23 protein-coding genes are annotated in these 23,840 nt (G+C 73.3%); 11 read left to right on the top strand and 12 right to left on the bottom strand.

Translation table 11 applies throughout. From position 1 onward, the window contains the following. Positions 1 to 46: 46 nt before the first annotated feature. Together AB0E83_RS10800 and AB0E83_RS10795 are read left to right on the top strand one after the other, a co-directional pair. Positions 47 to 1,354 (top strand): metallophosphoesterase, encoded by a 1,308-nt coding sequence (locus tag AB0E83_RS10800; RefSeq protein ID WP_362108815.1) that lies wholly within the window; start codon positions 47 to 49, stop codon positions 1,352 to 1,354. Positions 1,355 to 1,550: 196 nt separating this feature from the next. Further along, positions 1,551 to 3,104 (top strand): ABC transporter substrate-binding protein, encoded by a 1,554-nt coding sequence (locus AB0E83_RS10795; protein WP_362108813.1) that lies wholly within the window; start codon positions 1,551 to 1,553, stop codon positions 3,102 to 3,104. Here the strand turns inward: AB0E83_RS10795 and AB0E83_RS10790 are convergent. Genes AB0E83_RS10790 through AB0E83_RS10780 form a run of 3 tightly spaced genes read right to left on the bottom strand, consistent with a single transcriptional unit; the run spans position 3,101 to position 4,851 of the window. After that, the gene (locus AB0E83_RS10790; protein WP_362108811.1) at positions 3,101 to 3,919 is read right to left on the bottom strand and encodes a TetR family transcriptional regulator; all 819 of its coding nucleotides are present in this window, start codon (positions 3,917 to 3,919) and stop codon (positions 3,101 to 3,103) included. The two genes, AB0E83_RS10795 and AB0E83_RS10790, sit on opposite strands and share 4 nt — an antisense overlap. A gap of 10 nt (positions 3,920 to 3,929) precedes the next feature. Next, complete coding sequence (locus tag AB0E83_RS10785) at positions 3,930 to 4,409, bottom strand: DCC1-like thiol-disulfide oxidoreductase family protein (protein ID WP_362108809.1); 480 nt, start codon at positions 4,407 to 4,409, stop codon at positions 3,930 to 3,932. A gap of 7 nt (positions 4,410 to 4,416) precedes the next feature. Next, positions 4,417 to 4,851, bottom strand: a complete 435-nt coding sequence (locus AB0E83_RS10780; protein WP_362108807.1) for a hypothetical protein — start codon at positions 4,849 to 4,851, stop codon at positions 4,417 to 4,419. A 124-nt stretch (positions 4,852 to 4,975) separates the two neighbouring features. Here AB0E83_RS10780 and AB0E83_RS10775 point away from each other — a divergent pair, with 124 nt between their 5' ends. Beyond that, positions 4,976 to 5,764 (top strand): alpha/beta hydrolase, encoded by a 789-nt coding sequence (locus tag AB0E83_RS10775; protein ID WP_362108805.1) that lies wholly within the window; start codon positions 4,976 to 4,978, stop codon positions 5,762 to 5,764. Here AB0E83_RS10775 and AB0E83_RS10770 read toward each other — a convergent pair. Next, complete coding sequence (locus AB0E83_RS10770; RefSeq protein WP_362108803.1) at positions 5,736 to 8,255, bottom strand: DUF4132 domain-containing protein; 2,520 nt, start codon at positions 8,253 to 8,255, stop codon at positions 5,736 to 5,738. The genes AB0E83_RS10775 and AB0E83_RS10770 overlap by 29 nt on opposite strands. Before the next feature lie 34 nt (positions 8,256 to 8,289). After that, on the bottom strand, positions 8,290 to 9,504 hold the full coding sequence (locus AB0E83_RS10765) for an MFS transporter (RefSeq protein WP_362108801.1): 1,215 nt from the start codon (positions 9,502 to 9,504) through the stop codon (positions 8,290 to 8,292). A gap of 87 nt (positions 9,505 to 9,591) precedes the next feature. Here AB0E83_RS10765 and AB0E83_RS10760 point away from each other — a divergent pair, with 87 nt between their 5' ends. Both AB0E83_RS10760 and AB0E83_RS10755 read left to right on the top strand, forming a co-directional pair. Next, on the top strand, positions 9,592 to 10,131 hold the full coding sequence (locus AB0E83_RS10760; protein WP_362108799.1) for a MarR family transcriptional regulator: 540 nt from the start codon (positions 9,592 to 9,594) through the stop codon (positions 10,129 to 10,131). Positions 10,132 to 10,166: 35 nt separating this feature from the next. Then, complete coding sequence (locus AB0E83_RS10755) at positions 10,167 to 10,463, top strand: hypothetical protein (protein ID WP_362108797.1); 297 nt, start codon at positions 10,167 to 10,169, stop codon at positions 10,461 to 10,463. 76 nt (positions 10,464 to 10,539) lie between these two features. Here the strand turns inward: AB0E83_RS10755 and AB0E83_RS10750 are convergent, their stop codons facing one another. The 5 genes from AB0E83_RS10750 to AB0E83_RS10730 form a co-directional block, all read right to left on the bottom strand. After that, entirely contained in the window at positions 10,540 to 11,298 is a 759-nt protein-coding gene (locus AB0E83_RS10750) for a succinate dehydrogenase iron-sulfur subunit (protein ID WP_362108796.1), read from the bottom strand. After that, a complete protein-coding gene (sdhA, locus tag AB0E83_RS10745; protein ID WP_362108794.1) occupies positions 11,298 to 13,052 on the bottom strand; it encodes a succinate dehydrogenase flavoprotein subunit in 1,755 nt (584 codons plus the stop codon). The genes AB0E83_RS10750 and sdhA overlap by 1 nt, the downstream gene beginning before the upstream one ends. Positions 13,053 to 13,077: 25 nt before the next feature. Then, the gene (locus tag AB0E83_RS10740; protein WP_351099620.1) at positions 13,078 to 13,551 is read right to left on the bottom strand and encodes a succinate dehydrogenase hydrophobic membrane anchor subunit; all 474 of its coding nucleotides are present in this window, start codon (positions 13,549 to 13,551) and stop codon (positions 13,078 to 13,080) included. 8 nt (positions 13,552 to 13,559) lie between these two features. Further along, entirely contained in the window at positions 13,560 to 13,940 is a 381-nt protein-coding gene (gene sdhC, locus AB0E83_RS10735; RefSeq protein ID WP_073809812.1) for a succinate dehydrogenase, cytochrome b556 subunit, read from the bottom strand. A 193-nt stretch (positions 13,941 to 14,133) separates the two neighbouring features. Next, positions 14,134 to 14,610: a 2-oxo-4-hydroxy-4-carboxy-5-ureidoimidazoline decarboxylase gene (locus AB0E83_RS10730; protein WP_362108876.1), complete on the bottom strand. Its 477-nt coding sequence runs from the start codon at positions 14,608 to 14,610 to the stop codon at positions 14,134 to 14,136. Positions 14,611 to 14,899: 289 nt separating this feature from the next. On the opposite strand from AB0E83_RS10730, the gene AB0E83_RS10725 reads away from it, so the two are divergent. The 3 genes from AB0E83_RS10725 to AB0E83_RS10715 all read left to right on the top strand — a co-directional run bounded on the left by AB0E83_RS10725 (position 14,900) and on the right by AB0E83_RS10715 (position 17,866). After that, positions 14,900 to 16,534, top strand: coding sequence for a glycoside hydrolase family 20 protein (locus tag AB0E83_RS10725; protein ID WP_362108791.1), 1,635 nt, complete (start codon positions 14,900 to 14,902; stop codon positions 16,532 to 16,534). Between the two features lie 102 nt (positions 16,535 to 16,636). Continuing rightward, positions 16,637 to 17,269 (top strand): DUF4328 domain-containing protein, encoded by a 633-nt coding sequence (locus AB0E83_RS10720; RefSeq protein WP_362108789.1) that lies wholly within the window; start codon positions 16,637 to 16,639, stop codon positions 17,267 to 17,269. A 66-nt stretch (positions 17,270 to 17,335) separates the two neighbouring features. After that, complete coding sequence (locus AB0E83_RS10715) at positions 17,336 to 17,866, top strand: hypothetical protein (protein ID WP_362108787.1); 531 nt, start codon at positions 17,336 to 17,338, stop codon at positions 17,864 to 17,866. Positions 17,867 to 17,869: 3 nt separating this feature from the next. Here the strand turns inward: AB0E83_RS10715 and AB0E83_RS10710 are convergent, their stop codons facing one another. After that, on the bottom strand, positions 17,870 to 18,643 hold the full coding sequence (locus AB0E83_RS10710; RefSeq protein ID WP_362108785.1) for a Clp protease N-terminal domain-containing protein: 774 nt from the start codon (positions 18,641 to 18,643) through the stop codon (positions 17,870 to 17,872). 434 nt (positions 18,644 to 19,077) lie between these two features. Here AB0E83_RS10710 and AB0E83_RS10705 point away from each other — a divergent pair, with 434 nt between their 5' ends. Together AB0E83_RS10705 and AB0E83_RS10700 are read left to right on the top strand one after the other, a co-directional pair. Continuing rightward, entirely contained in the window at positions 19,078 to 19,773 is a 696-nt protein-coding gene (locus tag AB0E83_RS10705; protein ID WP_362108783.1) for an RNA polymerase sigma factor, read from the top strand. Beyond that, the gene (locus tag AB0E83_RS10700) at positions 19,773 to 21,002 is read left to right on the top strand and encodes a hypothetical protein (RefSeq protein WP_362108781.1); all 1,230 of its coding nucleotides are present in this window, start codon (positions 19,773 to 19,775) and stop codon (positions 21,000 to 21,002) included. The genes AB0E83_RS10705 and AB0E83_RS10700 overlap by 1 nt, the downstream gene beginning before the upstream one ends. 168 nt (positions 21,003 to 21,170) lie before the next feature. Here the strand turns inward: AB0E83_RS10700 and AB0E83_RS10695 are convergent, their stop codons facing one another. After that, complete coding sequence (locus AB0E83_RS10695; protein ID WP_362108779.1) at positions 21,171 to 22,052, bottom strand: L,D-transpeptidase family protein; 882 nt, start codon at positions 22,050 to 22,052, stop codon at positions 21,171 to 21,173. A 203-nt stretch (positions 22,053 to 22,255) separates the two neighbouring features. Here AB0E83_RS10695 and AB0E83_RS10690 point away from each other — a divergent pair, with 203 nt between their 5' ends. Beyond that, complete coding sequence (locus tag AB0E83_RS10690; RefSeq protein WP_362108777.1) at positions 22,256 to 23,836, top strand: methylmalonyl-CoA mutase family protein; 1,581 nt, start codon at positions 22,256 to 22,258, stop codon at positions 23,834 to 23,836. Positions 23,837 to 23,840: the final 4 nt, after the last annotated feature.

Genomic DNA, 23,840 nt, shown 5'->3' with positions numbered 1-23,840 from the left:
GCCTCCCGTCGTTCCTCCTGCCGATACGAGAGAGGTTCCGGGCGTGATGGCCTTCCTGCCCTTCCTGGTCGTGGTGCTCGCGCTGTTGGGCGCGGTCCACTGGTACGTGTGGCGCCGCCTGGTCCGGGACGTCACCGCGCCCGGCGGCCCGGGGCGGCGCCTCGGCACGGTCGCGGTGATCGTGCTGCCGCTGCTCTCGGTCGCCGCGCTGGCCTCCGGGCGGGCCGGGGTGCCGTTCGCGCTCCAGCAGGCGGTGGCCTGGCCGGGGTTCCTGTGGCTGGCGCTGCTGCTGTACGTGGTGCTCGCGCTCGCCGTGGGCGAGGCCGTGCGGCCGCTGCTGCTGCGGTGGCTCACGCGGCGGGCGGCCGCCGCTCCCGTCGCCGCGCCGGTGGCCGTACCGGCGCCCGCGCCCGTTCCCGTACCGGAGCGGATGCCGGAGCCGGAGCCCGCGCCCGCGCCGGAGCCCGCGCCGGAGGCCGGGGCGGGGGCCGGGGCCGCGTCCGGGGCGAAGGCGGACGCCGCCGGGGTCTCGCGGCGGCTGTTCGTCTCGCGGGTCGTCGGCGGGGCCGCGGCGGCCGTCGCGGTGGGGACGGTCGCGAACGGGGCGTACGGCGTGCTGCGCGGGCCGAAGGTGAAGCGGATCACCGTGCCGCTCGCCAAGCTGCCCCGGGCCGCCCACGGTTACCGGATCGCCGTCGTCTCCGACATCCACCTGGGGCCGATCCTCGGCCGCGCCCACTCGCAGCGGATCGTCGACGCGATCAACGCCACCCAGCCCGACCTGATCGCCGTCGTCGGCGACCTCGTCGACGGCAGCGTGGAGGACCTCGGGCCCGCCGCCGAACCCCTCGCGGGGCTGCGCGCCCGGCACGGCTCCTTCTTCGTCACCGGCAACCACGAGTACTTCTCCGGCGCCGACGCCTGGGTCGACCACGTCCGCGAGCTCGGGATGCGCCCGCTGCGCAACGAGCGCCTGGAGATCGCCGCCGGCTTCGACCTCGCCGGCGTGGACGACGTGGCCGGGGAGAGGGAGGGGCAGGGGCCCGACTTCGGCCGCGCGCTCGGCGACCGCGACCGGTCCCGCGCCGCCGTCCTCCTCGCCCACCAGCCGGTCGTCATCGACGACGCCGTCGCCCACGGCGTCGACCTCCAGCTCTCCGGCCACACCCACGGCGGCCAGCTCTGGCCCGGCAACCTCCTCGCCGACCTCGCCAACCCGACCGTCGCCGGACTGGAGCGGTACGGCGACACCCAGCTGTACGTCTCCCGGGGCGCGGGCGCCTGGGGACCCCCGGTCCGGGTCGGCGCGCCCTCTGACATCACCCTCGTCCAACTCGCCTCGAAACAGGCCTAATCGGGGACTGTCACTCGCTGCGCCGAGGTCGATACGTGCTGCTCATCGACTTAAATTCGCATTTCCCGGACATATGCACGCCGTGTGAAGATTTCCTCTTCCCCATGTGAAAGCCGTGTGGTTGGCTGACGCCGTCGCGGCGATTTCGGGGGCCGTCGCTCTTGGGGTACTTGCACGACAAAAAGGAAGCACGGCAATGCGGTCGACGGTCCGACTCCGGATCCTCATCACTTGTGGAGTACTGGTGGCCGCGGGGGTGGGGGGCTGGCAACTCCTGCCCTCCGACGAGGTCCGTTCCGACCCGATCCCCGTCGGCACCACCGACGAGATCACCTCGCTCGACCCGGCCGGCGCCTACGACGCCGGCTCCTGGGCCATCTACAGCAACGTCTTCCAGTCGCTGCTGACCTTCAAGCCGGGCTTCACCTCCCCGACCCCGGACGCCGCCGAGAGCTGCAAGTTCGTGAACTCCCGGCTCACCGCGTACCAGTGCACGCTCCGCGACGACCTCGCCTTCTCCAGCGGGCGCAAGGTGACGGCCGAGGACGTCAAGTACTCCTTCGACCGCATGCTGAAGATCAAGGCGGACGTCGGTCCCGCCCCGCTCTTCCCCACCCTGAAGGACGTGTCGGCGAACGGCCGCACCGTCACCTTCAACCTCAGCGGCCGGGACGCCACCTTCCCGCTGAAGCTGGCCACCGGCGCCGGCTCGATCGTCGACCGCGAGCGCTACCCGGCCGACGCCCTCCGCCAGGACAACACCGTCGACGGCACCGGCCCGTACCTCCTCAAGGAGTACAAGCCCGGCGAGAGCGCCCTCCTGGAGCCCAACCCGAAGTACCGGGGCGCGCTGCCGAACACCGGCCGCCCGGTCCTCGTGAAGTACTTCAAGCAGTCCGAGGACCTGGCGAACGCCTGGAAGTCCGGCGCGGTCCAGGTGACGCACCGGCAGCTCCCGCCGGCCTTCGTGGAGAACCTCGAAACCGACGACGGCACCCGGCTCACCGAGGCGGAGAGCGCCGAGATCCGCAACATCAACTTCAACACCCGGCCCGATTCGCCGATGGGGGAGAAGGCGGTGCGCCGGGCGGTCGCGGCCGTCCTCGACCGGCCGGCCATCACCACCGGCGCCTACAAGGGCACGGTCGAGCCGCTGTACTCGCTGATCCCGCAGGGCTTCGTCGGCCACGGCACGGCCTTCTACGACCGCTACCCGGAGCCCGACGCGAAGAAGGCGGAGAAGCTGCTGAAGGACGCCGGCGTGCGGACGCCGGTCGAGTTCACCTTCGGCTACCGCCAGGACGCCACGTACAGGGCCGAGACCGCCGAGATCAAGAAGCAGCTGGAGGAGACCGGCCTCTTCAAGGTGAAGGTGGTGGAGGCCGACTGGCAGGCCTTCCAGAAGGGCTACACCAGCGGCGCGTACGACGCCTACACCGTCGGCTGGCTCCCCGACTTCCCCGACTCGGACAGCTTCACCGCCCCGCTCGTCGGCACCGGCAACACCCTCGACAACGGCTACTCCAGCAAGACCGTCGACAAGCTGATCGCCGACACCCAGCAGTACAGCGACCGCTCCCGGACCACCCGTGACTTCAAGGCGATCCAGGACGAGGTCGCCGAGGACGTCCCGCTGATCCCGATCTGGCAGAAGAAGGACTACGTCCTCGCCACCGAGGCCGTCGGCGGCTCGCAGAACCTCTCCGACGGCACCGGCATCTGGCGGCTGTGGGAACTCACCTGGATCTAGTTCGCCGAGGGCCCCGGTGAGCCCTTCGACGGGGCGGTCCTGCGGGGCCGTCCCGAGGCCGCCATTCCGGCCGCCGTCGGCATGAAGTCGGCGAGGAGCTCGTGGGTCTCCTTGACCAGCGGGCGCAGGATCCGGAAGCGGGAGAGCGAGATGGCCCGCGCGGTCACCGGCGCGAGCCGCTCCACCAGGCGCCGGCTGTTGGCGGCGCCCTCCGAGCGGTCGTACACCCAGAACAGCACGAGCCCCATCTGCTGGAGCCACAGCAGCTGCGGCAGCGCCTCGGAGAGCTCGGGGTCGACCTTCACGGAGGCGCCGGAGATCACCCGCCGGTGGACCTCGATGGCCGCCTCGCGCGGTCCCTCCGACTCGGGCGAGAAGGGCGAGAGCGGGCTGTCGGGGTCGGCGGCGTTCTTGAAGAACTGGGCGGCGAACTCGTGGTACGGCTCCGCGATGTCGAGCCAGGCGAGCAGGACGCCCCGGATCCGGGCGACCAGCTCCTTCTCGCCGCCGGTCAGGACCGGCTCGACCGCCGCCTGGTGCTCCTCGGCGATCCGGTCGTAGAAGCCCTGGACCAGGTGCTCCTTGGACGCGAAGTAGTAGTAGGCGTTCCCGACCGAGACCCCGGCCTCCTGGGCGATCGCCCGCATCGTGGTCCTGTCGTAGCCCCGCTCCCGGAAGAGCCGCAGCGCGGTCTCCAGGATGAGCGTCCGGGTCTGCTCGCTCTTCGGGGCCTTCGGGGCGTCCGCGGCCTTCGGAGCGTCCGGCGTCTTCGGGGCGCCCGGGGCCTTCTTCTCTTCCTTCTTCGCGTCCTTCACGGGGCCGAGCCTAGTCGGGCGGACCGGGCACCCCGCAGTGCCCGTCCGCGCAGGTCCCGTCCCCGGCGGGGGAACTCCTCAGCGCCTCGCGCCACTTCGCGGCGGCGAGGACGGCGGCGCGGGCGAAGGGCTGTCCGGCGGGGGTGGCGAGCCAGTGGGCCCTGGGCCGGTGCTCGGCCAGCGCCCAGAGGCAGACGATCCAGGCGGCGGAGGCCCGGTAGACCTGGCCCCGGTCCCCGACCACGGTGATCTCCCGCAGGGTGGCGGCGTGGTCGAGGTCCGGGAAGAGCTGCCGGGCCCGCTGCGAGCCGGCCGGGACGAGGTCGAGCGGGACCAGCTGCCGCTGGCGCAGCAGCCAGTGCCGCAGGTGCACGCAGAGCGGGCAGTCGGCGTCGTACAGCACGGTCAGGCGTCCGACGGGGGTGCCCCGGCGGGCGGCCTCGGGCGTGCCGGCGGCCGGGGCGGCGGCGGTGGCGGCGGGGGTCGTCATGGCCGGGTCAGACCTGCGGCGCGGGCGGGGCCCACGGGCCGTCCTTGGGGGCGGTGGTCCAGCCCTGCGGGGCGACGGGCGGGACCTGTTCGCGCTCCATGGCGCCGCGGCGGCGGATCTTGTTGAGGACGTAGACGTTGCCGAGGTGCATCACGCCGAGGACGAGCAGGACGACGCCGAGCTTGACGGAGAGGGCCTCGAAGAGCTCCCGGGCGTCGAGGACGGTCTCGTCCTGGCGCAGGTAGAGGGCGACGAAACCGAAGTTGACGAGGTAGAAGCCGACCACCAGGAGGTGGTTGACGGCGTCCGCGAGCTTCTCGTTCCCGTGCAGCACGTCGGCGAGGAAGATCCTGCCGTTGCGGCTGAGGGTGCGGGCGACCCAGATGGTGAGGGCCACGCTGATCAGCAGGTAGGCGATGTACGCGACGACAGTGAGGTCCATGCCCCACGCTCCCTTGAACGCGTTCAAATGCTGGCGGGCATGACTGTAGACCTCCTCTTGAACGCGTTCAAGTCCGCGGGGAAAGGTGTGGCCCGCCCTGTCGGGGGCGTCTAGAGTCACGCGGGTGACGCTCTCCCATGACACCGCCGGAACCGGCCCGCTGACCGTCGTCCTGCTGCACTCCGGGGTCTGCGACCGCCGGATGTGGGACGGGCAGTTCCAGGGCCTCGCCGAGGCGGGCCACCACGTCGTCCGCTGCGACCTCCGCGGCTTCGGCGAGACTCCCGTCGACGCCCCGCACGTCCACGCCGACGACGTCCGGGACCTCCTCGACCGGCTCGGCGTCGAGCGGGTCGTGCTCGTCGGCTCCTCCTTCGGCGGCGAGGTCGCCCTGGAGTTCGCCGTCCGCCACCCCGGCCGGACGGCCGCGCTCGCCCTGCTGTGCGCCGCCGCCCCCGTCGAGCACCGGGCCGGACCCGAACTGCGCGCCTTCTTCGGGCAGGAGGACGCCCTCCTCGAAGCCGGTGACGTCGAGGCCGCCACCGCCCTCAACGTCGGCCTGTGGCTCGGCCCCGACGCCGGCGCCGGGGCCCGCGCCCTCGTCCACGCCATGCAGCGCCGCGCCTTCGAGCTCCAGCTCGCCGCCCCCGAGGAGCACGGCCCCCTCCCCACCGGCGTCACCGAGGACGACCTGAGGACGATCGGCGTGCCCGCCCTCGTCGTCACCGGCGCCCACGACGTCCCCGACTTCCGCGCCATCGGCGAGAAGACCGCCGCCCTCCTCCCGGCCGCCCGCCGCGTCGAGCTCGACTGGGCCGGTCACCTGCCGGCCCTGGAGCGCCCCGAGGAGACCCTGGACCTGCTGACGGGCTTCCTGTCCGGGCTCAGCGCCCCCGCCGCAGCTGGGCGGTGATCGTCGGGTCGGTGATCCGGTCGTCGGCGGCCAGCAGGAACGCCTTCGACAGGATCACCGACAGCATCCCGCCGTCCTCCTCGAACGGCAGGAAGACCTTCCCCGCCGCCCGCCCGGCCTCCCGGCTCCGGTCCACCACCACGCACAGGTACGCGTCCGAGGGCTCCCTCAGCACGTTCCCCGAGCCCAGGTGGATCCGGTACGCGCCCAGCTCCCCCCGCACCCGCAGGAACCGGTCCGTCAGCTCCACCCGGTCCGCGATCCGGGTCCGCGGCAGCAGCCGGGCCAGCGTCTCCCGCCGCACCCGCGCCCCCTCGCCCAGCTCGCCGAAGCCCCAGCGCATCCAGTAGTCGCCGTAGGCCCGGTCCTCGCCCCGGTCCCGCCAGTCCGGGTCGGCCCCGACCGACGCCACCCCCACGAACAGGTCCACGTCCCGCAGCGCCTCCGACAGCACCAGCGCCGGAACCTCCTCCAGCGGCGCCTGCTCCCACGGCCCGCGCGGCCCCGCCGCGGCCGCCCGCCGCTCGAACCGCACCTGGTCGGTCGCGCAGAGCACGGCGGCCCCGTCACCGGAGGCGCCCCCCTCGTCGGCCAGGTCCACGAAGAACCGGGCCCGCCACCGCGTCCCCTCCGCCGCCGGCAGCTCGCCCGGTGCGGGCAGCTCCTTCACCATCTCGGAGGAGTACCCGTCGGAGAAGTGCCCCAGGTGGTTCCCCGCCCAGCCCCGGCCCGTCATCAGCGCCCGCGCCTGCCCGTACCGCAGCACGTGCCCCGCGAAGCGGTTCGAGTACGAGGCGGTCTCCCGCTCGGCCGGCGTCAGCGGGTACACCTCCCGGAACACCTGCTTGAACGGCTGCCGCTCCTCCCGGTCGAGCAGCGCCGCCCGCCACTCGGCGACCTCCTCGTCCCCGGCCCGCAGCGGGTGCCACAGCCGCAGCCGGTCGCCCGCCCCGACCGGCCGCGCGGTGCCGTCCGCCCCCGCCAGCGCCCAGCCGCCGCCGGACCGCTCCGGCAGCCCCGCCGTCCAGCCCCCGGAGCCGTCCCCGGCCTCCCACACCAGCGCCCGGGCCACGGCCCCCGTCACCGGATGGTCCGCGTAGTACCGCTGCCAGTCCTCCGCCGGCCAGGTCGTGCCCGCCGCGAGGTGCCCTTCGAGCCGGCCCCGCTCCTCCGCGAGCAGCGCCGACAGCTTCCGCAGCCCCGCCCGGAGCTCCTTCAGCTCCTCGGCGCACGCCTCCCGCACCTCCTTCGGCGCGGTCTTCAGGAGCCTCCCCTCCGGGCCCCTGAAGGAGAGCAGCGCCGTGCCCGGCTCCCGCACCGCCAGCTCCGCCGCGTACGCCCCCAGCGCCGCCTCGCGGACCCCGCGCCCGTCGAGCTTGAGCGCCGGCACGGCCCGCTCCCGCAGCATCGACGCGGTCATCCCGGCCCGCGCGGCGACCGCCTCCGTGGCGCGCGCGATCCCCTTGACCACCGTCCGGTTGACCACCCGCTTCGGCAGCCGCGCCAGCTCCGCCACGGCCGCCTCGGCGCGGTCGGCCGGGCACTCGCCGAGCGCGGCGACGGCCGCCGTGGCGATCGGCTGGCTCCGGCACATCCCCCCGGACCCGCCGAGCCCCGTCCCCGCGTGCAGCGCCACCGCCCCGAGGAGCGGCACCACCCACTCCTCCCGGACCTCCAGCGCGGCCCACGACAGGCCCCGGACCAGCGAGGTGTTGGCGGCGCTCGCCAGCGTCGGGATCCCCATCCCGACCGGGTCCGGGTCGTTCACCCGGTGCGCGGCCTGGTCGGTGACCCCCTCCAGGAGCAGCCGCACCACCTCCGCGCCCCGCTCGGCACCGGCCAGCAGCTCCGCCGCGCGCCTGCGCCAGACCCGGGTGGCGCGCGGCTTGTCGAGCAGCGCGCAGTGCGCCAGGAACGCGGCGACCCCGGGCCCCGCGAGCGGCTCCGCGTGCGCGGCCCGCATCCTCGGGCCGTACTCGTCGAAGCCGTCCAGGACGTGACGGGGCAGCAGGCCGGGGTCCACCCGCGTCTCGCGCGCGAGCAGGGCGTCCAGCCGGTCGCGCAGCAGGCTGAACCCGTCCTGGGAGAAGCCGCGCAGGCCCTCGGCGATCCGGCGCAGGGTCCGGACGTGGGACCGCGAGAAGTCCCCCGCCTGCTCGCAGGCCGCCACCGCGAGCGGCACCAGGGCGGTGAAGTCCGCGCGGAGTTCGTGCGGGGCCACGCCCGCCTCGCCGCCCAGGATCCGGGACAGCAGGAGGTCCGCCTCGTCGGCCGACCAGCCGAGGTCCCGGCGGGCCAGCCCGGCGAGCGCGGCCGCCACCGTCTGCCCGCCCTTCCCGCGGCAGGCGCGCAGGTGCAGGGCGAGCGCGGCCTCCCGCAGCTCCGCCCCCTCCAGTCCGTCCAGCAACGCCCGCAGCGCGCCCGGCCCTTCGGCCGTCGCCCGCCCCACCGCCTCGCCCATGGCCTTCGCCGGGCCCGTGATCCCCACCATGCCGACCACGGTAGGACCCGCCACTGACAACGCCTCAGCGCACGGTGCGCACCCCCGGCACCAGCGCCGTCGCCAGGCAGCAGCCGCCGACCAGGACGGCCGCCGCGGTCAGCGGGACGGCCGGGCCCCACGCGTCGGCGGCGAGCGGCGCCAGCGCGTAGCCGACGGGCATCGCGGCGAAGGAGAGGAGCGAGTCGTACGAGACCACCCGGGCCAGCACCCCCTCGGGGACCGCGCGCTGGACGACCGTGTCCCAGACGGGGGTGAGGAAGCCGAGGCCGGCCTGGGCGAGCCCGTACGCGGTGACGACGGCCCAGGCGGGCGCCCCGGCGGCGAGCAGCAGCAGCGGCAGCGCGTAGCTCGCGAGCGCCAGGTTGGCGGTGAGGACGGGCCGGGAGGGCTTCAGCCGGTCGGCGACGAGCGAGCCGGCGAGCAGCCCGACCGCGCCCACCTGGAGCAGCAGCACCCAGGCGCCGGCCCCGCCGAGCCGGTCGACGGCGATCGCGGGCCCGAGGGTCATCAGGACGGCGGCGGCGCCGTTCCAGGCGCTGTGGGCGACCAGGCTGGTCCAGTACCAGTCGCGGGACCTGACCTCCCGCCAGCCCTCCCGCAGGTCGGCGACGAAGGACCGGCGGGGGAGCGGCACCCGGTCGATCCGCAGGACGGCGAGGAGCGCGGCGCTGACCGCGAAGGTGGCGGCGTCGAGCACGAAGGCCCAGCCGGGGCCGACGGTGAGGACGAGCGCGCCGGCGAGCGCGGGTCCGCCCACGCGCGTGGCGCTGTACGCGATCCCCATGGCCGCGTTGGCCCGGGCCAGGACCTCCGCGGCCACGGCCCCCTTCACCAGCGGGGAGCCGGTCGGCATGGCGAAGGCCCCGGCCGCCCCGCCGGCGGCCGAGGCGGCGGCGATCAGCCACAGGGTGGGGCTGCCGCCGAGGAGCTGGAGGCCGACGAGGAGCTGGGCGGCGCACCGGACGAGGTCCATGGCGAGCGCGATGGAGCGGGCGTCGAACCGGTCGGCGAGGACGCCGCCGACGGGCAGCAGGAGCAGCTTGGGCACCATCGCGCAGGCGAGGACCAGCGCGAGCGCGCCGGTGGAGCCGGTGGCCTCCAGGACGGCGAGGGCGAGCGCGGCGGGGATGACGGCGTCCCCGGTGAGCGAGAGGACCCGGCCGGCGAAGAGCAGCCGGAAGGACCGGGTGCGCAGGGGGTGGGGGACGGGCGGGGGAGCGGTGGCGGTGGCGGTCATGCGGGCAGGGTATTTCGGTATCGAATAATTCGGCAACGAAATATTCGGTCCCGGGCCCCGTCGCCCCCGCGCACGTACGATCACCCCATGAACCAGCCGGACCCCGCAGCCCCCCAGGACCAGGACTGGACCGACGGGCACGTGGCCCGCTGGCAGCCCGTCCTGCCCGAGCTCGACCCCGTCGTCGAAGGCGCGGTCACCCGGATGAAGAAGCTCTCCGTCCACCTCCGCCGGGTCCGCGAGCAGTCGCTCCTCGACTTCGACCTCGAACGTCACGAGTTCGACACCCTGCACAAGCTGGCCGGCCGCGGCGGCTCCGCCGCCCCCTCCGAACTGGCCCAGGACCTCGACCTGGCCCCCGCCTCGGTCACCGGCCGCCTCGACGCCCTGGAGAAGCGCGGCCTCGTCCGGCGCACCCCCTCCACCACCGACCGCCGCCGGGTCGTCGTCGAACTCACCGAGACCGGCCGCACCACGTGGCTCGGCGCCATGGACGTCCTCGGCCACGAGGAGGAACGCCTCCTCGGCGTCCTCACCCCCGCCGAGCGCGCCACCCTCAACGACCTCCTCCGCCGGATCATGCTCGCCGCCGAGGAGGACCCGGCCGTCCCGCCCTGGCACGGCTGACCCGCTGTCAGTGGGTCCGCCTACGCTCGGCGTCCATGGGAACAGTCACCTTCGTCGACGAGACGACCCTGGGCGCCCGCACGGCCTCCGCGCCGCTCGCCGTCCCCGAGGAGCGCCTGACGCTCCGCGAGCTGATGGCCCGCCGGATCGCCCGGGAGACCGGACCGGAGGAGCACGGGGCCGCGCTCGCCCGCGCCCTGGACGCCTTCGCCCGGAACGGCTTCCTGGTCCTGGTCGGCGACCGCCAGGTCGAGGACCCGGACGAGACCCTGACGGTCGGCCCGGAGACCGAGGTCGTCTTCCTGAGACTCGTCCCCCTGGTCGGCGGCTGACACCCCCCGTACCCGCGGACGCGGGAAGGCCCCGCCTCCCAGCGGGAGACGGGGCCTTCCTTCCGTACGGCGGAGGTCAGAAGCGACGCGTGATGAGCGCGCGCTTCACCTCCTGGATCGCCTTGGTGATCTCGATGCCACGCGGGCAGGCGTCCGTGCAGTTGAACGTGGTGCGGCAGCGCCACACGCCGTCCTTGTCGTTCAGGATCTCCAGGCGCTGCTCACCGGCCTCGTCGCGCGAGTCGAAGATGAAGCGGTGCGCGTTGACGATCGCGGCCGGACCGAAGTACTGGCCGTCGTTCCAGAAGACCGGGCAGGACGACGTGCACGCGGCGCACAGGATGCACTTGGTGGTGTCGTCGAAGCGCTCGCGGTCCTCGGCGGACTGCCGGCGCTCGCGGGTCGGCTCGTTCCCCTTGGTGACGAGGAAGGGCATGACGTCGCGGTACGCCTGGAAGAAGGGCTCCATGTCGACCACGAGGTCCTTCATCACCGTGAGGCCCTTGATGGGCTCGACGGTGATCGGCTTCTCGGGGTTGATGTCCTTGATCAGCGTCTTGCAGGCGAGGCGGTTCTTGCCGTTGATCCGCATGGCGTCGGACCCGCAGATGCCGTGCGCGCAGGAGCGGCGGAAGGTGAGCGTGCCGTCCATGTCCCACTTGATCTTGTGGAGACCGTCGAGCACGCGCTCCTTCGGGTCGATCTCGACCTGGAAGTCCTCCCAGACCACCGCGTCCGAGACCTCGGGGTTGAAGCGGCGGATCCGGAAGGTGACCGTGATGTACGGCGAGGCGGCGGAGTCCTTCTCCACCTTCTCCAGAACGGGGGTAGCCATCAGTACTTACGCTCCATCGGCTGGTAGCGGGTCTGGACGACCGGCTTGTAGTCGAGACGCACGGTCTCGGAGCCGTCCTCGCCGACCTCGCGGTACGCCATCGTGTGGCGCATGAAGTTGACGTCGTCGCGGTTGGGGTAGTCCTCGCGGTAGTGACCGCCGCGGGACTCCTTGCGCGCCAGGGCCGAGACGGCCATGACCTCGGCCAGTTCGAGCAGGTTGCCCAGCTCGATGGCCTCCAGGAGGTCGGTGTTGAAGCGCTTGCCCTTGTCCTGGATGGACACGTTCTTGTAGCGCTCGCGCAGCTCGGCGATCTTCTCGACGGCCGTCTTGATGGTCTGCTCCGTGCGGAACACCATCACGTTGGCGTCCATCGTCTCCTGGAGCTCACGGCGCAGGTCGGCGACCCGCTCGTTGCCCGTGGAGTTGCGCAGGTTCTCGATCTGCGCGACGACCAGGGACTCCGGGTTCTCCGGCAGCTCGACGAAGTCGTGCTTGTGGGAGTACTCGGCGGCGGCGATGCCCGCGCGGCGCCCGAAGACGTTGATGTCGAGCAGCGAGTTGGTGCCGAGGCGGTTGGCGCCGTGCACCGACACGCAGGCGACCTCGCCGGCCGCGTACAGGCCCGGGACGACGGTGGTGTTGTCCGCCAGGACCTCACCCTCGACGTTGGTCGGGATGCCGCCCATGGCGTAGTGCGCGGTGGGCTGGATCGGGATCGGGTCCGTGTACGGCTCGATGCCGAGGTACGTACGGGCGAACTCGGTGATGTCCGGGAGCTTGGCGTCCAGCTGCTCCGGCGGGAGGTGCGTCAGGTCCAGGTAGACGTGGTCGCCCTCGGGACCGCAGCCGCGGCCCTCGCGGATCTCCGTGTAGATGGAGCGGGAGACGACGTCGCGGGAGGCGAGGTCCTTCATGACCGGCGCGTACTTCTCCATGAAGCGCTCGCCGTCCTTGTTGCGGAGGATGCCGCCCTCACCGCGGGCGCCCTCCGTCAGCAGGATGCCCATGCGCCAGATGCCCGTCGGGTGGAACTGGAAGAACTCCATGTCCTCCAGGGGCAGGCCGCGGCGGTAGCAGGCGGCCTGGCCGTCACCGGTCAGGGTGTGGGCGTTCGACGTCACCTTGAAGAACTTGCCGGTGCCGCCGGAGGCGTAGATGACCGCCTTCGCCTGGAAGATGTGGATCTCGCCGGTGGCCAGCTCGTACGCGACCACGCCGGCGGACTTCTTGACGCCGTCGACCTCGGTGATCAGCTGGTCCAGGACGTAGAACTCGTTGAAGAACTCCACGCCCTCCTTGACGCAGTTCTGGTACAGCGTCTGGAGGATCATGTGGCCGGTGCGGTCCGCGGCGTAGCAGGACCGGCGGACCGGGGCCTCGCCGTGGTTGCGGGAGTGGCCGCCGAAGCGGCGCTGGTCGATGGTGCCGTCCGGGGTCCGGTTGAACGGCAGACCCATCTTCTCCAGGTCGAGGACGGCGTCGATGGCCTCCTTCGCCAGGATCTCGGCGGCGTCCTGGTCGACCAGGTAGTCACCGCCCTTGACCGTGTCGAAGGTGTGCCACTCCCAGTTGTCCTCCTCCACGTTGGCCAGCGCGGCGGCCATGCCGCCCTGCGCGGCGCCCGTGTGGGAGCGGGTGGGGTAGAGCTTCGTCAGCACGGCGGTGCGGCTGCGCTTCGTCGCCTCGATGGCGGCGCGCATGCCGGCGCCACCGGCGCCGACGATGACGGTGTCGTACTTGTGGATCTTCATGACGTGGATTACCTCAGCCCCGTGCCTAGCGGATGTTCGGGTCGAAGGTGAAGATCACCAGCGTGCCCAGAAGGATGGTGAACACCGTGGCGGTGTACAGCAGGCCCTTGAGCCACAGGCGCGTGTTGGGGCGCTCCGCGTAGTCGTTGATGACGGTACGGAGGCCGTTGGCGCCGTGCAGCATGGCGAGCCACAGCATCAGCAGGTCCCAGACCTGCCAGAACGGGGACGCCCAGCGGCCGGCCACGAAGGCGAAGCCGATCTTGGAGACGCCGCCGTCCAGGAAGAGCTGGATCAGCAGGTGGCCGAGGACCAGGACGACGAGGACGACACCCGAGAGGCGCATGAAGAGCCACGCGGCCATCTCGAAGTTGCCGCGGGTCGCGCGCGGGGTCTTGCCCGTGCGCTTGCGCGGGGCCTCGATGTACGGGGCGGGGTTGTCCACGTCGTAGGCGGCGCCTTCGACGGGACCGATCGCGGAAGTCGTGTCAGCGGACATGTCTGAGGTCAGCTCCCGAACAGTTCACGTGCGGCGTGGCCGAGGATCGGGTACAGCGAGCCCGCCATCAGCACGACCCAGATGCCCACGACGGTCCAGAGCATCTGCTTCTGGTAGCGCGGGCCCTTGGACCAGAAGTCCACGGCGATGACACGGAGACCGTTCAGCGCGTGGAAGAGGATGGCGGCGACCAGGCCGTACTCCAGAAGAGCGACGATCGGCGTCTTGTAGGTCGCGACGACCTCGTCGTACGCCTCGGGCGAGACGCGGACGAGAGCGGTGTCCAGCACGTGTACGAACAGGAAGAAGAAGATGAGGACGCCGGTGACTCGGTGAGCCACCCAGGACCACATTCCTTCCCGGCCGCGGTACAGCGTTCCAGCCGGCACGGAAAAACCCTCCGGGAGCGGGGATCGGGGCCCGGCCGGCTTCTCTGTCGGTCTGGCCCGGCCGGGTACGGTCCACCGGCCCCGGTCATCGTAGCGACGACTTGTCGGTTCGCTCGCGCGGGGTCCTCCAGTGTGATCAAACAGGCACGGACGGGCTACTGTCCGGGGCGAAAACGGCCCTTTCCGGCGAGAATCACAGGTCCGAGCGGTGGAACGTGAGCCCTCGGGCGAGCGCGAGGGCGAGCCGGGAGCGGGCCAGCCGGCGCAGTTCGTCCGCCGCGACGGCCCGTTCCTCCTCCGGTTCGTTGCCGAGACGTGACCGGATTCCGGCCAGGACGGCGTCCAGCCGCTCGTCCGGCCGCACCCCGTCGAGGCTGATGACGAAGGCGTGGCCGAAACGGCTCTCGTACGCGGCGTGGGCGGCGCTCAGCGCGGTCCGGGCGGCCGGCGGGGCGTCGGGGCGGGCCGGCGCGGCGGACTCGGCGGCCAGCGCCTCGTCGAGATCGGGGCCGGTCAGGTCGTACCCGGCCTCCTCGGCGGCGGCCAGCAGGGCGTCCACCGTGGGGTAGGGCCGGTGCGCGGCGATCCGCTCGGCCCAGTGGCGGCTGTGGCAGCAGGAGAGCAGCAGCTCCACCGCCTCGGCGGGGGCCGCCGCGTTGAGGACCGACAGGCCGTGCGGGGCGCCGGAGGCCTTCTGGGCGGGTATGGCAGGCGCGTCCGCCGGTCCCGGCCGGCGGCAGGGGGCGTGGGTGTCGCTGGTCAGCGTGGGCTCCGGGACGGCGGGACGAGTGGGGTGGACGTGACGCAACGTTATCCACGGGACGGGGGAAGTGTCCGACGAGTGCGCGAATTTCACCCGGAAGGGAGAGTTTGGGAACGTGCGATGGACGTGAAGATTCCGTTCGGCCGGAGGCCGGTCGACTGGCCGGTGCCTCCGGGGTGCGGGAGGATGCCGTGTGATGCGGTACTCCCCACGACGCTCCCCGCGACCCTCCCCCCGCGGCCCGGCCCTCCTGTCGGCCGCGGTGGCCCTGACCGCCGTGGCGGCCTGCTCGAACGGCTCCCCGGCCGGCCCGGGACCCTCGTCCCCGGCCGGGACCACGACCACGACCACCGCCGCGAAGCCGTCCCCCACCCCCACGCCGAGCCCGACGCCCACCCGGACGTACCCGCTCTCCAGCGCGCCCCGCACCGTCCCCGCCGTCCGCTCCCACGAGCCGGCCCGCGGCCCCGGCTGGAAGCCCGCCGCCACGGCCGGCGTCGTCCTCGGCGCGGACAGCGCGGGCCTCGCCGACGAGGGCCGGCTGATCGCCCGGGAGCTGGGCCTGCGCTACCGCGGCGAGGCCGCCGCCGGCCCCGGCGACGTCGAGCTGGCCCTCGGCGGGAAGGGCGCCCCCGAGTCGTACGCGCTCACCGTGAAGGACGGCCGGGTCCGGATCACCGGCCCCGACGAGGCCGGCGTCTTCTACGGCACCCGCACCCTCAAGCAGTCCGTCAGGTCGGCCGGGACGATGCCCGAGGGCACCGTCGCCGACCGGCCCGCCAAGCCGCAGCGCGGACTCAACGTCGACATCGCCCGCAAGCACTTCACGGCCGCCTGGCTGGAGGACCGCATCCGGGAGATGGGCGACCTCAAGCTGAACCAGCTCGGGCTGCACTTCTCCGACGACCAGGGCTTCCGCATCGAGTCGGAGTCGCACCCCGAGGTCGTCTCGGAGCGGCACCTCACCAAGGCGGAGGTCCGCCGGATCCTCGCGCTCGCCGCGAGCCGGCACGTCACCGTCGTCCCCGAGATCGACTCGCCCGGCCACCTCGGCGCGGTCATCGCCGCCCACCCGGACCTCCAGCTGGTCAGCGCGACCGGCCGCACCCCGCGCGGCGCCGTCGACGTCTCCGACCCGGACTCCGCCCGGATCGTCGACGACCTGCTGCGCGAGTACGCGGAGCTCTTCCCCGGCGCCTACTGGCACCTGGGCGCCGACGAGTACGTCGCCCTGATGGCGAAGGACCCCGAGGCCAGCTACCCGCAGCTCGCGCGGGCGGCGCGGGAGGCGTACGGGCCCTCGGGCCGCGTCCAGGACCTGGCCACCGACTGGCTCAACGACCGCGCCGCCACCGTCCGCCCCACCGGCAAGACCCTCAAGGCGTGGAACGACGGCTTCTTCGCCGGCGGCGTGGTGAGCGCGGCGAAGGACATCGAGGTCGAGTACTGGACGGGCAAGGAGTACGGGGCCAGGCCCCCGCTGCCGTACCTCCGGGAGGGCCGCAGGCTGGTGAACCTGAACGACGAGTACCTCTACTACGTGCTCGGCGAGCCCAACCAGTTCACCTACCCGACCGGCCGCCGCATCTACGAGCAGTGGACCCCGCTGGTCGTCCGCGGCACCACCCCGGTCCCGGCCCGCTACGACGCGCAGATCCTCGGCGCCCGGTTCGCCGTCTGGTGCGACCTCGCGAACGCCCAGACCCAGGACCAGGTCGCCGCCGGCATCCGCCTGCCGCTCGCGGCCCTCTCCCAGAAGGTGTGGGACCCCCGCGAACCCGGCCCGAGCTGGTCCGAGTTCCGCGCGCTGGCGACGAAGGTACGGGACTGAGCTGGGATTTTCCCTGGACGGGGCGGTTCCGCCTGGCATAGGTTCCGCCCCGGCCCCTTGGGGGAGGGGCATCCCGTTCACACGTTCCTGGGGGGAACCTTCATGCTGCGCAATCCCAACGGCCTGGCGCACGCCGTCACGGCCCTGCTGGGCGTCAACGTCTTCCTCGACCTGCTGGGCGCCGGCGTCGAGCTCTGGACGCTCTCCGACCCGGAGGAGGCGTACGAGGCGGGCGCCTTCGCGGGCGTCAACCTCGTGGCGCTGTCGCTCGCCGACATCGGCGCCTACCTGGCGACCATCGTCCTCTTCCTCGTCTGGTTCCACCGGGTCCGGCGGAACGCCGACGTCTGGGCCCTCGACATCCAGAGCCGCACGCCCGGCTGGGCCATCGGCGCCTGGTTCATCCCGATCGCCAACCTGTGGATCCCGCGCGCCATCGCCGCGGACATCTGGCGGGCCAGCCGCCAGGACCCGTACGCCTCCGACGGCGCGCGGGAGATGGCCCTGCTCAACTCCTGGTGGGCCTTCTGGGTTGCCGGAGCGGTGACGGACCAGGTGGCGAGCCGGATGTACAGCCGGGCCGAGACGCTGGACGCCTGGACCACCGCCGCGGCCTGGTCCCTGGCGGGATACCTCTTCACCATCGCCGCCGGCGTCCTCGCCATCCTCTTCGTCCGGCGTCTCACCTCTATGCAGCACGCCAAGGCCACTGGCATGCTTTCGGCCGCCAGGTGACGAGAAAGCGCCCTTCGGCGCAGAAGTGGATGTAGAGAGTCCGCATCGGGTGGCGAGGAGGCGTCCATGGCGTCGAGTACGGGTCGGAGTCCGGGAGAACTGATCGGCGGAGCCGACGGACGCGGCCTCGCCGCCGCCGGACTCGCCTGTCTGGACCGGTGCCTGCCGCTGCTCGTCCCCGACCGTGCCGAGGCGCTGCGCCCGGTGTGGGCGGCGGTCGCCCGCGCGGACGCCGCCGCCTGGGCCGAGGCGGTCGGCAAGGCGCGGGTCGACCTGGACGGCGCGGGTGGCGGGGCCGCCGAGGACGGCGGGGTCGTCACCCTGGTGCGCGCGATGCTCGACGGGATGCCCGCCGAGTGGGCCGAGGAGCCCCTGCGCGCCTGGGCCGAGCGGTGCTCGGCCCAGGCGCTCGCCGTGCACCGCCTGTACGACGTCGGCGAGGACGGCCCGCTCCAGGCCGGGGAGCTCCGCCGCCAGCTGGCCGTGCTCGACGCGGTCGCCCAGGGCCCGACCGGACTGCGCCGGGCCCGCGAGCTCTCCGTCGAGGGCGGCCGGGTGCTGCGCGCGGTCGTCTCGCGCCGGGCCCGCACCGCCTGAGGGTCAGCCCTCCCGCGCCTCGGCCTCCCGCGCCTCGGCCGCCGCGGGCGCTTCGACCGTCGCGGAGGCGACGAGTTCGGAGATCTGCCGCTCGGCCGTCGCCTTGTCCAGGCCGAGGCCGCTCAGCACGCCCTCGCCGTCCTCGTGCTCCAGGAGGGCGAGCAGGATGTGCTCGGTGCCGACGTAGTTGTGGCCGAGCCGCAGCGCCTCGCGGAAGGTCAGTTCGAGCACCTTCTTCGCCGCCGCGTCGTACGGGACGAGCGCCGGCACCTCCCCCTCGGCGGCCGGCGGCAGCGTCGGCGTGACGGCCTCGCGCAGCCGCTCGGCGGTGACGCCCCGGGAGGCGATCCACAGGACGGCGAGCCCCTCGGGCTCGGCCAGCAGCCCGAGCGCGAGGTGGCCGGGGACGATCTCCGTGTTCCGCGCGGCGATCGCCTCGTTCTGCGAGGCGACGACGACGCCGCGGGCGCGCGGGGTGAAACGGCTGAACCCGGCGTTCGGGTCCATCTTCTCGGCGTCGGGGTCCTTGGGGACGAACCGCTTCTGGGCGGCCTGGCGGGTCACGCCCATGCTGCGGCCGATGTCGGTCCAGGAGGCGCCGGAGCGGCGGGCCTGGTCGACGAAGTGGCCGATGAGGTGGTCGGCGACCTCGCCGAGGTAGTCCGCCGCGATGACCGCGCCGGAGAGCTGGTCCAGCGTGTTCGGGTGGACCTTCTTGATCGCTTCGATGAGTTCGTCGAGACGGATGCTGACGTTCGGAACCACGGGCTGCGTCATAAGGCAACCTTAGGTTGACACCCCTCCACTGTCAACGGGTGGTTGACAGTCGCGCGGGCGCACTCTTTCGAGTGATGCGTCGTATCGCGTGAAGATGGGAGAAATCGGGCGGAGCGCGGCCCGGGAAAAGGGAGACGACCGGGGCCGCCACCCCCCACAGGAGAGGCCCCGGTCGTCGTCCACGGAGCCGCAGCACGGCTCCGTACTCCATACAGCGCCGGGGGTGCGCTTTCTGTCACACCGCCCGCACTCCCCGTCCCGGAGCGCGGAGGTTGCAAGTTGCACAAGGTGGGCGTACCGCGTGGACGCGACACCCGGAATCGACGTAGCGTGCTGGAGCGCGAGGCGGAATCGGAGGCGGTGACCGGCCCCGACGCCGCGAAGGGCGTGACCGACGCGCGCGCGGAACGCGACCGACGAACAGGGTTTGGGGAGTGCTGGGGGACGACGCGGAGCTGACGGCCGCGGTGCTCGCTGCGCAGGACGGGGACGAGGACGCCTTCCGTACTGTGTACCGCGCCGTGCACCCCCGTCTGCTGGGCTACATGCGCACACTGGTCGGGGAGGCCGACGCCGAGGACGTCGCCTCGGAGTCCTGGCTCCAGATCGCCCGCGACCTCGACCGCTTCAGCGGCGACGCGGACCGCTTCCGCGGCTGGGCGGCCCGGATCGCCCGCAACCGGGCCCTCGACCACATCCGGATGCGCGGCCGCCGGCCCGCCTCCGGCGGCGACGAGACCGAACTGACCGACAAGCCCGCCGACTCCGACACCGCGGGCGAGGCCCTGGAGGCCCTGGCCACCGGCCACACCCTCCGCCTCATCGCCCGCCTCCCGCAGGACCAGGCCGAGGCCGTCGTCCTCCGCGTGGTCGTCGGCCTCGACGCCAAGTCCGCCGCCGAGACTCTCGGCAAGCGCCCCGGCGCCGTCCGCACCGCCGCCCACCGCGGTCTGAAGAAACTCGCCGAGCTGCTCGGCGCCGAATCCTCCCCCGGCGCGGAGCCGGGCGAGGAGCCGGCCGACGGCGTTCCGCCCCTGGACGGAGTGCCTCCGCAGCGCGGCCGCGCCCCGGGTGTCATATCCCCCGGGGGTGTGACGCATTGGCGTCCCCGTACGCAGAAGGACATGTGATGGCCGACGAGCGGTACCAGTGGCTCGACCCGGAAGCCGCGGAACGGCTGCTCCGCGGCGAGCCCGTCGACCCCGTCGACCCGGCGGCCCGCGCCCGGGCCGCCGCCCTCGCCGAAGCCCTCGACGCCGCCCGCGTCCCCGCCGTCCCCGCCGTCCCCGCCCCCGGCGTCCCGCTCGCCGGGGAGGAGGCCGCCCTCGCCGCCTTCCGGACCGCCACCGCCGCCCGCGCCTCCGCCGCGGCGGCCCCCGACGCCGTACCGGCCGACCTCGGGCGGGTACGGCTCGCACCCGCCCCCGGCACCGCCCGCCACTGGGGCCGCTCCCTGCGCTACGGGCTGGCCGCCGCGTTCGCCGCCGTCACCGTCGGCGGCGTCGCCGTCGCCGCCGGCACCGGGGTGCTCCCACTGGTCGACCGGGAACCCTCCCGTACGGTCACCGCCGCCGAGACCGCGTCGCCGGACCCCCGCGACCCGTCCGCCGGCCCGTCCTTCGACGCGGAACGCCACGCGGACCCCCACCGGAGCGCCGGCCCCGGCCGCTCCGCCGGCACGCCCGCCCCCGGCACCACCCCGACCGCCCCGTCCGGCGGCGGCTCCACCGCGTCCCCGCGCCCCGGCGCCACCCCCTCGGGCGACCGCACCGGCCGCGGCCCGGCCGAACCCTCCGCCACGAGCCGGACCGGCGGCGACGAGGGCAGGGTCAAGGCCTGCCGCGAGTACCGCGCCGGCCGGCTCGACGCGACCGCCCGCCGGCAGCTCTCCGGCGCGCTGCGCTCCGGCGAGACCCTGCGCGCCTACTGCGACGCCCTCCTCGGGACCGGCCCGGCCGGCTCCACCGGGCAGGACGACCCCGCCGGCTCCGGGAGCGGCACCGGCGGACAGCCGGGCGGCGGCACCGCGGACGACGGCAAGGGCGACACCAAGGACGACGACGGCAAGGAGGACGAGGAGAACGGGCCGGGCACCGTCCACGGCACCGTCCCCGCCCCCGCCGACTCCGGCCGCAAGCGCGCCCAGGCGCCCCGCCGGGGCGACGGCGGCGACAAGGACCGGACCGGAGACCGGTCCGGGGAACGGCCCCGGGCCGAGGCCGCCGCCGGAACCGAGCCAGGAACCGAGCCAGGAACCGGGTCCGGGACCGGAGGCGAGACCGGGGCCGGAAGCGGGACCGGGAGCTCCGTCCGGGCCCTCGCGCTCTGCCCGACGGGAGCCCCCGCGCCGGGGGTGTGACACTTTTCGACCCGCCGACGCAGTATGGAGTGAGCCGACTGGTCATCGGCCGCGCAGAGAGCCGGGGTTCCCCCCGTACCTACGGCTCCGCGCACCCGGCGCGGGTGGGACACGTTCCCCCGGTCCCACCCGCGCCCCTTCTTCCCCGCTCCGTCCGCCGCCGGCGGACTACCAGTGGACGACCACCTTGTCGCCGACCTTCACCTGGTCGAAGAGGGCCGCGATCTTGGCCCGGTCCCGGACGTTGACGCAGCCGTGCGAGGCCCCGCCGTAGCCCCGCGCCGCGAAGTCCGCCGAGTAGTGCACGGCCTGGCCGCCGCTGAAGAACATCGCGTACGGCATGGGCGTGTGGTAGATCGTCGACGTCCAGTCCCTGGCCTTCCAGCCGACCGCGAAGGTGCCCTCGCGGGTCGGCGTGTTCTCCGAGCCGAAGCGGACGTCCATCGACGAGACCACCCGGCCGTCGATCATCCAGGCCAGGGTCCGGCTCTCCTTGCTGATGCAGAGCACCCGGCCCGTCATGCAGCGCGCGTCCGGCGCGTCCAGCTCGTTGGTGGTGGACGGCTTCAGCTCGTCCGCCGTCGGCTTCTTCGTCGCCGCGCGCAGCCGGTCCCAGGTCGTCCCGTCCACCGCGCCCGTCTCCGGCAGCCCCCGCTTCTTCTGGAAGGCCGAGACCGCCCTCGCCGTGATCGAGCCGTAGAACCCGGTCGGCGCCCGGTCGAAGTGGTGGAGCTGCCGCAGCCGCGCCTGGAGCTCCCGCACCTGCTCGTTCTCGTCCCCGTCGCCCATCAGCACCTTCCCCGAAGCCGAAGCCGAAGCCGAAGGCGTGGGCGTGGGCGCGGGCGTGGACGCCGGGGCGGACGGGGACGAGGACGGCTTCGCGTCCGGCGTGGCGGCGGAGGACGGGCCGCCGCTCGTGGGCGCGGGCGCGGACACCGGTGCCTTCGGCGTCTTCGGCGCCCCGGCCGCCCGGTCCGTACAGCCGGTGGTGACGAGCGCGACGGCGACCGCGGCGAGAACGGCTCTGCGCACGGCGGATGAACGCTTCATGGTGGCCCCCCGAGGAAAGAACTGTGCCCATAGGGATGCTTCCCGCCCGCCCGCGGTTGCGCACCTGTGCGAACGAGCGCTCATGCTGTGAGGAAGGTCCCAGCGTGCGGCACTCCACCGGGCCGCACGCCCGCCGCTACAGTCCGTCGCGAGGGTCGGTACCGCCGAGTGAGCGGCAGCAGGTCAATCGGGAGGCACAAACAATGGCGCGCGAGTCGGAGTCGGGACTGCCCATCGAGCCGGTGTACGGGCCGGACGCCCTGGAGGGCTGGGATCCGGCGGAGAAGCTGGGCGAGCCCGGTGCGTACCCCTTCACCCGCGGTGTGTACCCGTCGATGTACACGGGCCGCCCCTGGACGATGCGGCAGTACGCCGGGTTCGGCACCGCCGTGGAGTCGAACGCCCGGTACAAGCAGTTGATCGACAACGGCACGATGGGCCTGTCGGTCGCCTTCGACCTGCCCACCCAGATGGGCCACGACTCCGACGCGGCGATCGCGCACGGCGAGGTCGGCAAGGTCGGCGTGGCGATCGACTCGGTCGACGACATGCGGGTGCTGTTCGACGGGATCCCGCTCGACAAGGTCTCCACGTCGATGACGATCAACGCCCCCGCCTCCCTGCTGCTGCTGATGTACCAGCTGGTCGGCGAGGAGCAGGGCGTGCCCGCCGACAAGCTGACGGGCACCATCCAGAACGACGTGCTCAAGGAGTACATCGCGCGGGGGACGTACATCTTCCCGCCGAAGCCCTCCCTCCGCCTGATCGCGGACATCTTCAAGTACTGCAGGGCCGAGATCCCGAAGTGGAACACGATCTCGATCTCCGGCTACCACATGGCGGAGGCGGGGGCCTCGCCCGCGCAGGAGATCGCGTTCACGCTGGCCGACGGCATCGAGTACGTCCGCACCGCCGTCGCGGCCGGCATGGACGTCGACGACTTCGCGCCCCGCCTGTCGTTCTTCTTCGTCGCCCGGACCACGATCCTGGAGGAGGTGGCGAAGTTCCGCGCCGCCCGCCGGATCTGGGCGCGGGTGATGAAGGAGGAGTTCGGCGCCAAGAACCCCAAGTCGCTGATGCTCCGCTTCCACACCCAGACCGCCGGCGTGCAGCTCACCGCCCAGCAGCCCGAGGTCAACCTGGTCCGCGTCGCCGTCCAGGGCCTCGCGGCCGTCCTCGGCGGCACCCAGTCGCTGCACACCAACTCCTTCGACGAGGCCATCGCCCTGCCGACGGACAAGTCCGCCCGCCTCGCCCTGCGCACCCAGCAGGTCCTCGCCTACGAGACGGACGTGACCGCCACCGTCGACCCCTTCGCCGGCTCGTACGTCGTCGAGAAGATGACCGACGACGTGGAGGCCGCCGCCCTGGAGCTGATGGCCAAGGTGGAGGAGCTGGGCGGCGCGGTCAACGCCATCGAGCGCGGCTTCCAGAAGAGCGAGATCGAGCGCTCGGCGTACCGGATCGCCCAGGAGACCGACTCCGGCGAGCGGGTCGTCGTCGGCGTCAACCGCTACACGATCGACGTCGAGGAGCCGTACGAGCCGCTGCGCGTCGACCCGGCCATCGAGGCCCAGCAGGCCGAGCGTCTCGCGAAGCTGCGCGCCGAGCGCGACCAGGCGGCCGTCGACGCGGCCCTCGCCGCGCTGAAGAAGGCGGCCGAGGGCACGGACAACGTCCTCTACCCGATGAAGGACGCCCTCAAGGCCCGCGCCACCGTCGGCGAGGTCTGCGACGCGCTGCGCGAGGTCTGGGGCACCTACACGCCCAGCGACGTCTTCTGATCGT

This window comes from Streptomyces sp. NPDC035033, from assembly GCF_040636735.1.
In the GTDB taxonomy this organism is placed as follows: Bacteria; Actinomycetota; Actinomycetes; order Streptomycetales; family Streptomycetaceae; genus Streptomyces.
Note: the sequence above shows the minus strand (reverse complement) of the source record. Positions and strands in the feature narration are given on the sequence as shown.